We start from the raw sequence: 13272 nt of genomic DNA, 5'->3' as shown, positions 1-13272 counted from the left end.
CGACCCCTCGCGGGGCCGGCCTTTTTTTATGTGCTCAGATCAGGTGACGTGCCGCTTCCGACGCCGAGCCTGCGTCAGGTCTTGGCGGCCCAAGCGTCCATCGCTTCCTTGAACACCCGGTCGCCCGGCAGGCCCTTCTCGATCGACATCAGCGCGCGCCGGCCGGTGGCGTAAGCGAGCGGGATGTCGATCCACTGCTGGCTTTCCAGCAGCGACAGATTGTTCTGCACCGCCTGGTCGAGATTGTTCAGCGCGATGATGAAGAACCCGTCGGAAATCTTGCCGGCGACGCCGATCAGCGGCTCGCCGCGGGCTTCCTCGGTCGCCTTCAGCGCCAGCCGCTGGACGTTGGCGACGCCGCCGCCGGCGAAGTTGGCCGGCGTGTCGAACATCAGCTCGACGACGTGGCTCGCCGGCAGCGTCGGGTCGGCGTTGCGGCGGATGGTCATGGTCAGCTTGAGGTTCTCATCCGGCACGTCGGCGACGGCGCGGATCGCCGGCTCGGCGGGCTGGCCTTCGGACGGCGGCTCGTTGACCACCGACCAGACCACATTGCCGCTTTCCTGCGTGCCTGGCGTGTTCTCCGTGCGCTCCTGGTAGAACACCGCCTTCTGCGCCACAGGAAGCCCACCCTCGGCAGGGTCCGTCGCCGCGACCTCCTCGCCGATCGCCGGGGGCGGCGTCGCTTCGGCGGGGGCTCCCGCCGCCGGCGCCTCTTCGCCCACCGTCGCCGGATCCTGGCCGATCTCGCTGGTCACCGTCGGCGTCGCCGAGGGTATCTCGCCGGGCTCGGCGACGGGCGAGGCGGCGGCGATGTCGGTGCCCTCGTCGAAGGCATTGGCCGCGCCGGGCGCCGGACCTTCGTCCACCTCGGTACCGTCGGGCAGCAGGCGCTGGGTGAACTGCCGGTTCGACTGGCCGTTCGCAGACGCCGGCGGCGTCACTGCCGCCACGTCGGTCCCGGCCTCGGGCGCGGTCTCCCCTTCCGCGGGTTCGGCGGGCGTGGCGGCCGTGTCGACCGCGCTCTCGTCTTCGCCCGGTGCCGCTTCATCGGCGCCGGTGGCGATCGTCTCGATTCCGGGTCCGGTGTCGATCAGCAGCGCTTCCAGCTCGTCGCGATAGATCCAGCCCGCGGCCCCTGCCCCGGCCAGCAGCAGCACCACGGCCACGGCTGCCAACGGGCGCTTGCTGCTGCCCGAGCTGCGTTGGCGCGAGCCGTAGCGCGGCGCCGACACGTCGGCTGCCGGGATATCCGTGCCGTCATGACGGATGTCGGCGGGAATGACGTCGTCGTCATCATCGTCGTCGTGGCGGCCAGCGGTGCCGTTCCCCGGGGAAACGATGAAGGGCGCACCGACGGAAGCAGGCCGAGCGGTCTCCTCCGGTTCCTCCGGGGCGATCGGAAAGAACGGCGGCGGCTCCTTGCGGGCCGGCTCGGAGGATTTGCGAAAGCCCGGGAAGGGCGAGCCGGAGCCGCGACCGTCCGCGGGCTGCGCGGCATCCCTGTCGCGCGATGCATCGACGCCCGGCACCGCAGGTGCCGCCTCGGCGCGCGGCATGAAGGCAGGGCGAGGCGCGGCAGGCGTCGGCGCGGCAGGCGTCGGGACCGCTGGCTTCGGTGGCACCGGCGCCGGCACGGGAGCCGCAACCGACGGCGCAGCGACGTCGGCGGCCGGCGCGGCGTCATCGCCCCCCTCCAGCCCGACATAGTGGGCCTCGGTACGGTCGATCGCGTCCTCGAGCGCGGCAAGCCGCGCCGCTACCACATCCTCCGCAAGCGGCGGATTGGCAGCCTGGATCTGCCGCTGGATCGCGGCGCGGGCCTTCTCGTACACTTTTGCCCGCAACTGCGGCGTGGCGCGCGGCAGGCCGTCAATGGTCTTGCGTAATACGCCGCTCAAATCCGCCATGGATTGCAGTCACTCATCAGTCTTGATCTTCGGTAATCGCTGTCCCGACTCTAATCCTGAAACGGATCGCGAACAAGTATTGTGTCGTCGCGCTCCGGCGACGTTGACAGAAGCGTGACGGGCGCTTCCACCAGCTCCTCTATGTGCCTGACATATTTGACGGCCTGGGCCGGAAGGTCGTTCCAGCGGCGCGCACCGGCCGTCGTGTCCTTCCAGCCTTCCAAGGTCTCGTAGATGGGTTCGATCCGCCGTTGCTCAGCAAGACTTGCCGGCAGATAGTCGATCTCGGCTCCATCAAGCCTATAGCCGACTACTATCTTGATCTCGTCAAGACCATCCAGCACGTCAAGCTTGGTCAATGCCAGACCGTGGATGCCGTTGATCGCCACGGCCTGACGCACCAGCACCGCGTCGAACCAGCCGCAACGGCGCTTGCGGCCGGTGACGGTGCCGAATTCGCGGCCCTTTTCACCGAGGAAGCGGCCGACCTCGTTGTCCTGCTCACTGGGGAACGGGCCCTCTCCGACGCGGGTCGTATAGGCCTTGGTGATGCCGAGCACGAAGCCGAGACTGCTGGGTCCGAGCCCGGAACCGGCCGCCGCCTGCCCCGCGACCGTGTTCGACGAGGTGACGAAGGGGTAGGTCCCGTGGTCGATATCAAGAAGCGTGCCCTGGGCGCCCTCGAAGAGGATCCGGTCGCCGGCCTTGCGGCGCTGGTCGAGGAGGCGCCACACGCGGTCGATGAACGGCGTGATTTCGTCCGCGACCGAGGTCAGCTCCTCGAGAATCGTGCCGGCGTCGATTTCCGGCTGGCCGAGGCCGCGGCGAAGCGGGTTGTGGTGGGCGAGCAACCGCTCGATTCGCTCCGGCAGGCTTTCGGGGTGGGCGAGATCCATGACGCGGATCGCCCGGCGTCCGACCTTGTCCTCGTAGGCGGGGCCGATGCCGCGCCCGGTCGTGCCGATCTTGGTGCCGGTGCTGGCACTGTTCTCGCGCGTCGCGTCGAGTTCGCGGTGCAGCGAGAGAATCAGCGCGGCATTGTCGGCGATGCGCAGCGAATCGGGGCCGATGCTGACCCCCTGCGCCTCGAGGCGCTTGCGCTCGGCGACGAAGGCGTGCGGGTCGAAGACGACGCCGTTGCCGATCACCGACAGCTTGCCGGGCCGCACGACGCCCGAGGGCAGCAGCGAGAGCTTGTAGGAGACGCCGTCGATGACCAGCGTGTGGCCGGCGTTATGACCGCCCTGGAAGCGCACGACCACGTCGGCCCGCTCGGAGAGCCAGTCGACGATCTTGCCCTTTCCCTCGTCTCCCCACTGCGACCCGACGACGACGACGTTGCCCATTCAAACTCCTTCGCGGGGCGCGTGCCCGCTGATGCTGCCTGGAAAGCGGCCGGACTATAGAGAAGCCGTCCCGGTGATGCGAGGCCGGCCTGTGCTGGCCGGCGGTGGTGGCGCGCTCAAGGACTGGCGCGGTTCTTCAGTGCGCTGGCGACAATCTCGGCGTGCGGCACCGCGCTGCTCCTATCCGGGCCGGGGCTCGGCGGCAATGGCAAGCCGATGTCATTTGCCGAAAGCCAAGGGAACAACTAAAGCCGCCTTATGACCCGCTTCGTCACCCATCCCTATGCGATTCTCGCCGTCGTCGCCCTGTTCTGGGGCGGCAACGCGATCGCCGGCAAGCTCGCCGTCGGCCACGTCTCGCCGATGCTGCTGACACTGCTGCGCTGGGCCTTCGCGTGCCTGATCATGACTCCGCTGGCGTTCCGGGACGTCCACCGGGAATGGCCGACGATCAGGCGCCACCTGCCGTTCCTGTTCCTGCTCGGCGCCGTCGGCTTCACCCTCTTCAACGCGATCTTCTATCTGGCGGTGACGTATACCTCGGCGATCAACGCCACGATCGAGCAGTCGGCGATGCCGCTGGTGGTGTTCGCGGCGAATTATCTGCTGTTCCGCACCGGGGTGACGATCTTCCAGCTGCTCGGCTTCAGCCTGACCCTGATCGGCGTCCTGGTCACCGCCGCGCATGGCGATTTGGCCACGCTCCTGACGCTCGATCTCAACCGCGGCGACGCGATGATCATCGTCGCGGTGCTGATCTATGGCGGCTACACGGTGGCGCTGCGATTCAAGCCGGACATCAACTGGCGCTCGACGATCTACGTCCTGTCACTCGCCGCACTGGTCACCTCCATCCCCCTCGCCCTCGCCGAATGGGCGATGGGCCATGCGCAGGCGCCGGATGTGCAGGGGCTGTCGGCGGCGCTCTACACCGCGATCTTCCCGGGCCTGGTCGCCCAGATCCTCTACATTCGCGGCGTCACGATGATCGGCCCCAACCGGGCGAACCTGTTCATCAACCTGGTGCCGATCTTCGGCGCCATGCTGGCGGTGGGCATCGTCGGCGAGGAGCTGCACTCCTATCACCTGGCAGCGCTGGCCTTCGTGCTCGCCGGCATCAGCCTGGCGGAGCTGGGCGCTCCGCGAGACGGCCGCCCCGCCGATCGCGAACCGGCACCGCGCTGAGGCGGCGCCGGTCCTGATCCGACCTGGCCTTCAGTCGACGCTGGCGACGTCGAACTGCAGGCGCTTGGCGCTGGCGATCTCCTTGTGGCCACGCACCGCGTCCAGCACGGCGTCCGGCACCGGCGAGTCGACGTAGAGCAGCGCGATCGCGTCGCCGCCCGGCCGGTTCCGGCCGAGCTGGAAGTTGGCGATGTTGACGCCGGCCTCGCCGAAGGTCGTGCCGAGAAGGCCGATGATGCCGGGCGCGTCGTTGTTGGTGGTGTAGACCATGTGGCGACCGACCTCGGCGTCGAGATTGATGCCCTTGATCTGGATGAAGCGTGGCTTGCCGTCGGAGAACACCGTACCGGCGACCGAGCGGGTCTGCTTCTCCGTGGCGATCGTCAGCTTGATGTAGCCGTCGAACACGCCGGACTTGTCGCGGCGCGATTCGGTCAGCTGGATGCCGCGTTCCTTCACCATGATCGGCGCCGAGACCATGTTGACGTCGGAGACCTGCGACTTGATCAGCCCGGCCAGCGCCGCGCTGGTCAGCGCCCGCGTGTTCATCGCGGCGGTCGCGCCGTCATAGACGATCTCAACCGACTTGATCGGCTCCTCGGTGACCTGCCCGACGAAATCGCCCAGCACCTCGGCGAGCTTGACGAAGGGCGTCAGCGTCGGGGCTTCCTCGGCGGTGATCGACGGCATGTTGATGGCGTTGGTCACGGCGCCGCGCACCAGGTAATCGGCCATCTGCTCGGCCACCTGCAGCGCGACATTCTCCTGCGCCTCGGTGGTCGAGGCGCCGAGATGCGGTGTGCAGACGACGTTCTCCAGACCGAAGAGCGGCGAATCCGTCGCCGGCTCGACCTCGAACACGTCGACGCCGGCGCCGGCCACCTTGCCGGACTTGATGCCCTCCGCGAGGTCTGCCTCGACGACCAGCCCGCCGCGGGCGCAGTTGATGATCCGGACGCCGTCCTTCATCTGCGCGATGGCGTTCCTGTCGATGATGCCCTTGGTCTTCTCGGTCATCGGCGTGTGCAGCGTGATGAAGTCCGAGCGCTTGAACAGCTCCTCGAGCTCGACCTTCTCGATCCCCAGCTGGCTGGCGCGCTCGGTCGACAGGAACGGATCGAAGGCGATGACCCGCATCTTCAGGCCGACGCCTCTGGAGGCGACGATCGAGCCGATATTGCCGCAGCCGATCACGCCGAGCGTCTTGCCGGTGATCTCGACGCCCATGAAGCGATTCTTCTCCCACTTGCCGGCCTGGGTCGAGGCGTCGGCGGCGGGCAGCTGGCGGGCGACCGCGAACATCAGCGCGACAGCATGTTCGGCGGTGGTGATGGAATTGCCGAAGGGGGTGTTCATCACGATGATGCCCTTCCGGCTGGCGGCCGGGATGTCGACATTGTCGACGCCGATGCCGGCCCGACCGATGACCTTCAGCTTCGTGGCGGCTTCGATGAGCTTCTCGGTGACCTTGGTGGCGGAGCGGATGGCGAGGCCGTCATACTTGTCGATGACCGCCAGCAGCTGCTCCTTGTCCTTGCCGAGGTCCGGCAGATAGTCGACCTCGACGCCGCGGTCCTTGAAGATCTGGACGGCGGTGGGGGAAAGCTTGTCGGATACGAGAACGCGGGGTGCCATGGGTATGGTGTCCTTGTGGCTTGCGGCGACGGGACGACAGCGTCCGGGGGCGCCTTTGAATTGAGTGAGAACGGCGGCGAAGGCCGCGAATTGTTCGTCTCCCGCGTGCGGGGAACGATGGCCGGAAGGGCCGGATGAGGGCTTCCTGGGCGCTGCTTCCGGCGAATACGAGCGAGCGAGGCGCCCTTCAGGCTCTCACCCGTCCGGCGCTGCGCGCCGTCCACCCTCTCCCGTCAACGGGAGAGGAATGGCGTCTTGTCCGGCGACAGCGGCGCCTCGTGAGCGCTTAGGCGGCTTGCGCCAAGGTCGAGCGCTGCGCCTCGTAGGCATAGGCAAGCCACGGAATCAGCGCCTCGAGATCGGACGCCTCGACGGTGGCGCCGGCCCAGATTCGCAGGCCGGGAGGCGCGTCGCGATAGGCGCCGATGTCGAGGGCGACGCCCTCCTTCTCCAGCGTCGCCACGACGCCCTTGGCGAAGGCGGCCTGTGCCTCGTCCGACAGCGCCACGATCGACGGATCGGTGAACTGCAGGCAGACCGAGGTGTTGGAGCGGGTCTCCGGCGTCTTGGCCAAGAAGCCGAGCCAGTCATTGGCCTCGACGAAGCGCTCTATGACGGCGAGATTGGCGTCGGCTCTCGCCTTCAGGCCCTCCAGCCCGCCGATCGACTTCGCCCATGCCAGCGCATCGAGATAGTCCTCGACGCAGAGCATCGACGGGGTGTTGATCGTCTCGCCCTTGAAGATGCCCTCGATCAGCTTGCCGCCGGAGGTCAGGCGGAAGATCTTCGGCAGCGGCCAGGCCGGCTTGTAGCTTTCCAGCCGCTCGACCGCACGGGGGCTGAGGATCAGCATGCCATGGGCGGCCTCGCCGCCGAGCACCTTCTGCCAGGAGAAGGTCACGACATCGAGCTTGTCGAAGGGCAGGTCCTGAGCGAAGGCGGCCGAGGTCGCGTCGCAGATCGTCAGGCCCTGGCGATCGGCCGGGATGGCGTCGCCGTTGGGCATGCGCACGCCGGACGTCGTGCCGTTCCAGGTAAAGACCACGTCGCGGTCGAAATCCACTTCGGCGAAATCGACGATCTCGCCGTAGGGCGCTTCGAGGACGCGTACGTCGTCGAGCTTCAGCTGCTTGACGGCATCGGTGACCCAGCCGGCGCCGAAGGATTCCCAGGCGACGACGTCGGTGCCGCGGGCGCCGAGCAGCGACCACATGGCCATCTCGACGGCGCCGGTGTCGGACGCCGGCACGATGCCGATGCGATAGTCCGCCGGCACGCCGAGCACGCTGCGGGTATCGTCGATCGCCTGCTGGAGCTTGGACTTGCCGACCTTGGCGCGGTGCGAGCGGCCGAGGGCGGCATCGCCGAGCGCCTCGAGCGTCCAGCCTGGACGCTTCGCACAAGGACCGGAAGAGAATCGGGGATTGGCCGGACGCAGGTCCGGCTTAGCGGTATTGGCCATCTGAGCTATCCTTTCAGATAGGTGCCTCTCGTTGGGGAGAGGTGTCCCGCCGGCGTCGCTACGCTTCGATACCCCGGTGGTCAAGCGACAATTGCGCGACAAGGCGTCCGGCCATCGCCCGCGGCGAACGCAACGAAAAACGGCGGAGCCGAAGCCCCGCCGTGATTTCAATGGGATGACCGCCCGGTTCTACCAGAGCGAATAGCGAAGACCGGCCTGGATCGTGTGGCGCTGGTAGCCGTCGTCTTCGAGCGTGAAGTCGAAGCCGTCACCGCTCAGGCCGTAGAACTCGCCGCCGTCGACATCGAGGAAGCGATAGCCGACGTCGAGGGCGAGGTTCTCGGACAGATTGTAGGCGACACCCGCCATCAGGGCGTAGGCGAAGCGCCATTCGGCGGTGTCGGATTCGGAGGCGTCGAGGAAATCGGCGCAGTCGAAACCGGCGAGGCTGCAATTGACGTTGAAATCGGTGCGGACGGCGCCGAGGCCGCCGCCGACATAGGGGGTCACTCCGACGAAGGTGCCGAGGTCGACATAGGCATTGGCCATCAGCTCCCAGCTCTTGGAGTCGCCACCGACGGAGAACGGGGAGAAGGCATCGTCGAAGTCGAGATCGGCCTTGGCGTAACGTGCCGTCAGGTCGCCGCGGAAGAAGTCGGTGAAGCGATAGCCAAAGCCGGCGCCGAAGCCGAAGCCGTCGTCGAGACCGATTTCGGCCGAGCCGTCGCCGTCGAGGTCCAGGTCGCTGTCGAAATCGTAGGAGACGTCGCCGCGCAGATACCAGCCATTGCCGATCTCGACGGGCACGATCTCCGGCACGATCTCGTACATCGGCGCGTCGTAGATCGGCGGCAGCAGGTCGGCCGCGTTGGCGAGCTGGGTGCTGCCCAGCATGACGGCACCGATCATCGTTAGCGTTGTGGACTTCATGGCCCTCGTTTCCCCGTCATCCCGTTTCGCGCCCGGGCCCCCCGCCCCGGCGGCGGCCTCGTTGACAAGGACTTTGGCAAGAAATGCTTAACTGCTGATTAACCCTGTTTGTTAACCGTGTGCCGAAGCTCGTCCGAGCCCGCGTGAGCCCGGAAAACGACAAAGCCGCCGCCCCGGAGGACGACGGCCTTGTCAGGCTGCGAAGCAGACAGGCTGCTTACTTGTAGACCGGCTCTTCGTAGAACGGCGCCGGCTCCTCGTAGGCAGGCGCCGCCGCATAGACCGGCTCCTTGCCCTTGCCGAAGCCGCCGCTGCCGAACTCGTAGCGCAGACCGGCGCGGACCGCGTGCAGGTTGAAGCCGTCGTCGCGGCCCTGGACGCCGCGGGCGCCGAAGGCGGAGTCGACCTGGTCGTAGCCGAAGGCGTCGCCCTCGAAGACGCGGGTGTAGCGGTAACCGACGTCGAGCTTGAGCTGCTTGGTCAGGTCGACGCTGGCGCCGGCCATCAGGGAGGACGCGAACCGCCAGCTGTCCTCGCCATCGTGGTAGCCGATGAAGTTGCCTTCAACACCGCAGGTCGGGTTGCAGATCTCGTTCGTCATCTTGCCGTAGCTGACATGGGCAAAGCCGAGGCCGGCGCCGAAATAGGGGGCGATCGGTCCGAAATATGGCAGGTCGACATAGGCGTTGGCCATCGCCGTCCAGACGTCGGCCGACGAGCTGTCGTTGTAGTAGCAACCGAACCCGACATAGCTCGGGCAGTCGCTGCGGCCGTCGATGTCGAGGTCGTAATAGTCGAGGGACAGGTCGGCGCGGAAATGCTCGGCGACGCGGTAACCGACGCCGGCACCGACCGTATAGGAGCCCTTCAGCTTGAGCTCGTCGTAGTGATAGCGTGAGCCCTCTTCGCCGAAGACGCGGTAGTCGCCGCTGCCCGTGCTGCTGAAGAGATAGCCGGCGTCGCCGCGGATATACCAGCCCGAGTAGTTCTCCTTGACGGGTTCCTCGTAGACGGGCACCGGAGGCTCGACATAGATAGGCTCCTCGATAATGTCCGCCGCCTGCGCGGCAGCACCGAGGTACGACAGGACGCCAATCGCGGCGACCGTCGTCAGAAGCATCGATTTCATTGCGATCATCTCCGATTGCACGTCTGGAGAACGGCGTTCCAACCGCGCTCTTCACGAAACAAGGTAAATCGCAATGGTTAATCGTTAGTATAAAGCGGGGGCCAGGTGCTCACCGAGTTGTGCTGTTTTGGACACAGAAGCCGCCGCGCGATACTGCCTCGACCGACACCTGTCGCTGCGGCAATCAGGCAGGTTGCAGGGCGGCTTACGCTGCAGCCTGCCGCAGTGCTCCCACGATATCGTCGACCACCGAATTGACGAGTCCGCGATCATCGCCTTCCGCCATGACGCGGATCAGCGGCTCCGTGCCGGACGGCCGGATCACCAGGCGGCCCGCATTGCCGAGGCGCTCGCGGCCTGTGGCGATCGCATCCTGCACCCATTCGCGTTCGAGCGGCTCGCCTCCCGCGAAGCGGACATTCTTCAGGATCTGCGGCACCGGTTCGAAGCGCCGGCAGACCTGCGAGACGGTGCCGCCCTTGCGCTTGACGACCGCCAGGATCTGCAGCGCCGACACGAGGCCGTCGCCGGTCGTGCCGTAATCCGACAGGACGATATGGCCGGACTGCTCGCCGCCGACATTGTAGCCATGCTCGCGCATGTGCTCGACGACGTAGCGGTCGCCGACCTTGGTGCGGGCGAGCTGCAGCTGCCGGTCCTGGAGAAATCGCTCCAGGCCGAGATTGGACATGATGGTGGCGACGATGCCGCCCGCCGCCAGCCTTCCGTCCTCCGCCCAGCTCTCGGCGATGACGGCCATCAGCTGGTCGCCGTCGACGACCGCGCCCGTCTCGTCGACGATGAGGACGCGGTCGGCGTCGCCGTCGAGGGCGATGCCGATATCGGCGCGCACTTCCCTCACCTTGTCGATCAGCGCGGCCGGGTCGGTGGATCCGCAGCCCTTGTTGATGTTGATGCCGTCGGGCGAGACGCCGAGCTTGACGATCTCGGCGCCGAGCTCCCACAGCACTTCCGGCGCGACCCGGTACGCAGCACCATTGGCGCAGTCGATCGCGACCCGGAGACCCTCGAAGGACATCTCGCGCGGCAGTGTGCGCTTGGCGAATTCGATGTAGCGGTCGTGGACGCCGTCGACCCGCTTGGCGCGCCCGAGGCGATCCCCGGTCGGCAGCCGCGACGTCAGGTCGTCATCGAGCAGCCGTTCGATCTTCAGCTCGATCTCGTCCGACAGCTTGTAGCCGTCCGGGCCGAACAGCTTGATGCCGTTGTCCTCGAAGGGGTTGTGGGAAGCCGAGATCATCACGCCGATATCGGCGCGCAGCGACCGCGTCAGCATCGCGACGGCGGGTGTCGGCATCGGCCCGAGCAGGAAAACGTCCATGCCGGCGGCGGTGAACCCCGCGACCATGGCATTCTCGATCATGTAGCTCGAGCGACGCGTGTCCTTGCCGATGACCACGCGGTGGCGATAGCTGCCGCGCTGGAACGCGATCCCCGCCGCCATGCCGACCTTCATGGCGAGCTCGGCGGTCATCGGGTGGCGGTTGGCGGTGCCACGGATGCCGTCCGTGCCGAAATATGTTCTGCCCATCTTTGTGCCTGTTCCTGCCGGCGCTGTCCTGAGGGCCGTTCCTATCGCAACGAGGCGGCACGAGAAAGCTTAAGGGAAAACCGTCGCGAACTCGTTCGTCCCGTGGAGTTACGCCAAACGAAGAGAGCGCCCGCAAGGGGCGCTCTCGATGGTCGGCGTAAAGGGGGGCGATCAGGTCGTCGGCTGGGGCTCCAGCCCGTCATCCGGTTCGTCGCGCGGCGGAACCGGACGCGCGGGACCCGCCTTGGGCACGGCCGATCCCCGCGATGGGGGCGTGTCGTCGCCCATGTCGCGGGCGAGCGTCTTGCCGGCCAGGAGATCGCGGACCTCGTCGCCCGACAGCGTCTCGTATTCGAGGAGGCCCTTGGCGAGCATATGCAGTTCGTCGATGTGCTCGTTGAGGATCTTGCGGGCCTTGTTCTCGGCCACCTCGATGATCTTGCGAACCTCGGAGTCGATCAGCCGCGCCGTGTCCTCGGACATGTTCTGCTGCTGCGACACCGAATGGCCGAGGAAGACCTCCTCCTGGTTCTGCCGGTAGCGCAGCCGGCCGAGCTTGTCGCTCATGCCGTATTCCATGACCATGGCGCGGGCCATGTTGGTGGCCTGCTGGATGTCGTTGGAGGCACCCGTGGTGACGTTGTCGAGGCCGTAGATGATCTCCTCGGCGGCACGCCCGCCGAAGATCATCACCAGCCGCGCTTCCATCTCGTTCTTGCGCATGCCGTAGCGGTCGCGCTCCGGCAGGTTCATGGTGACGCCCAGCGCACGACCGCGCGGGATGATTGTCACCTTGTGCAGCGGATCGTTGAACGGTTCGTGGATACCGACGAGAGCGTGGCCGGCCTCGTGATAGGCCGTGAGCTTCTTCTCGTCCTCGGTCATCGCCATCGACCGGCGCTCGGCGCCCATCATGACCTTGTCCTTGGCGTCCTCGAACTCCAGCATGGTGACGAGACGCTTGTTGCGCCGTGCCGCCATCAGGGCCGCCTCGTTGACGAGATTGGCAAGATCCGCGCCGGAGAAGCCGGGCGTGCCGCGGGCGATCGTCCGCAGGTCGACATTCGGCGCCAACGGCACGTTGCGCACGTGCACCTTGAGGATTTTCTCGCGGCCGCCGACGTCCGGGTTCGGCACCATCACCTGACGGTCGAAACGGCCCGGCCGCAGCAGCGCCGGATCGAGCACGTCGGGACGGTTGGTCGCGGCGATCAGGATGATGCCCTCGTTGGCCTCGAACCCGTCCATCTCGACCAGGAGCTGGTTCAGCGTCTGCTCGCGCTCGTCATTGCCGCCGCCCAGGCCGGCACCGCGATGGCGGCCGACCGCGTCGATCTCGTCGATGAAGATGATGCAAGGCGCGTTCTTCTTAGCCTGCTCGAACATGTCGCGGACACGGCTCGCGCCAACGCCGACGAACATCTCGACGAAGTCCGAACCCGAGATGGTGAAGAACGGCACGTTCGCCTCACCCGCGACGGAGCGGGCGAGCAGCGTCTTGCCGGTGCCGGGAGGGCCGACGAGCAGCACGCCGCGCGGGATCTTGCCGCCGAGGCGCTGGAACTTCTGCGGCTCGCGCAGGAATTCGACGATCTCTTCCAGGTCCTGCTTGGCTTCGTCTACACCGGCGACGTCGCCGAAGGTGACGCGGCCATGCGCCTCGGTGAGAAGCTTGGCCTTGGACTTGCCGAAGCCCATCGCCTTGCCACCGGCGCCGCCCTGCATCTGGCGCATCAGGAATATCCAGACGGCGAGGATCAGGAGGATCGGGCCGAAGGACAGCAGCATCGACCAGATCGGATTGGAATTGTCGCCCGGCGGGCTCGCGGTGATCTGGATGTCGCGTGCCTCGAGCCGGCTGACCAGCTGCGGATCTTCCGGAGCGTAGGTCTGGAACGGCGTAGAGCCGTCATTGTACTGGCCGGTGATGCGCTGACCCTGGATCGTCACGGACTGGACCCGCCCGGTCTCGACCTCAGAGAGGAACTGCGAATACGGAACATCGCGCGCCCCTGCGGTCTGCGACCCGTTGGAAAACAGCTGGAACAGGGCGATCAACAGCAAGGCAATGATCGCCCAGAGGGCGAAATTCCGGAAATTCTGGTTCATCAGTCTTCCTGGGG

The 13272-nt window shown here is 66.7% G+C and carries 9 protein-coding genes; 1 reads left to right on the top strand and 8 read right to left on the bottom strand.

Features of this window, described 5'->3' with window-relative positions; all coding sequences use genetic code 11:
- Nucleotides 1–74 precede the first annotated feature (74 nt).
- Both GGR03_RS15400 and GGR03_RS15395 read right to left on the bottom strand, forming a co-directional pair.
- Complete coding sequence (locus GGR03_RS15400; protein WP_183209601.1) at nt 75–1910, bottom strand: hypothetical protein; 1836 nt, start codon at nt 1908–1910, stop codon at nt 75–77.
- Nucleotides 1911–1960: 50 nt separating this feature from the next.
- Nucleotides 1961–3256 (bottom strand): adenylosuccinate synthase, encoded by a 1296-nt coding sequence (locus GGR03_RS15395; RefSeq protein ID WP_183209599.1) that lies wholly within the window; start codon nt 3254–3256, stop codon nt 1961–1963.
- 258 nt (nt 3257–3514) lie between these two features.
- On the opposite strand from GGR03_RS15395, the gene GGR03_RS15390 reads away from it, so the two are divergent.
- Nucleotides 3515–4441, top strand: a complete 927-nt coding sequence (locus tag GGR03_RS15390) for a DMT family transporter (protein WP_183209597.1) — start codon at nt 3515–3517, stop codon at nt 4439–4441.
- Between the two features lie 30 nt (nt 4442–4471).
- Here GGR03_RS15390 and serA read toward each other — a convergent pair whose 3' ends face one another.
- The 6 genes from serA to ftsH form a co-directional block, all read right to left on the bottom strand.
- Nucleotides 4472–6076 (bottom strand): phosphoglycerate dehydrogenase, encoded by a 1605-nt coding sequence (serA, locus tag GGR03_RS15385; protein WP_183209595.1) that lies wholly within the window; start codon nt 6074–6076, stop codon nt 4472–4474.
- Nucleotides 6077–6362: 286 nt separating this feature from the next.
- Nucleotides 6363–7538 (bottom strand): phosphoserine transaminase, encoded by a 1176-nt coding sequence (locus GGR03_RS15380; protein WP_183209593.1) that lies wholly within the window; start codon nt 7536–7538, stop codon nt 6363–6365.
- Nucleotides 7539–7727: 189 nt separating this feature from the next.
- Nucleotides 7728–8468, bottom strand: coding sequence for an outer membrane protein (locus tag GGR03_RS15375; RefSeq protein WP_246368068.1), 741 nt, complete (start codon nt 8466–8468; stop codon nt 7728–7730).
- A gap of 217 nt (nt 8469–8685) precedes the next feature.
- The gene (locus tag GGR03_RS15370) at nt 8686–9597 is read right to left on the bottom strand and encodes an outer membrane protein (protein WP_246368066.1); all 912 of its coding nucleotides are present in this window, start codon (nt 9595–9597) and stop codon (nt 8686–8688) included.
- A gap of 205 nt (nt 9598–9802) precedes the next feature.
- Complete coding sequence (glmM, locus tag GGR03_RS15365; protein WP_183209589.1) at nt 9803–11149, bottom strand: phosphoglucosamine mutase; 1347 nt, start codon at nt 11147–11149, stop codon at nt 9803–9805.
- Nucleotides 11150–11320: 171 nt separating this feature from the next.
- Nucleotides 11321–13258 (bottom strand): ATP-dependent zinc metalloprotease FtsH, encoded by a 1938-nt coding sequence (gene ftsH / locus GGR03_RS15360; RefSeq protein WP_183209587.1) that lies wholly within the window; start codon nt 13256–13258, stop codon nt 11321–11323.
- Nucleotides 13259–13272: the final 14 nt, after the last annotated feature.

The sequence above is a fragment of the Aurantimonas endophytica genome (genome assembly GCF_014196845.1).
Lineage (GTDB): Bacteria > Pseudomonadota > Alphaproteobacteria > Rhizobiales > Rhizobiaceae > Aurantimonas > Aurantimonas endophytica.
The sequence above is the reverse complement of the archived record's forward strand: the minus strand, read 5'-3'. Positions and strand labels throughout refer to the sequence as shown.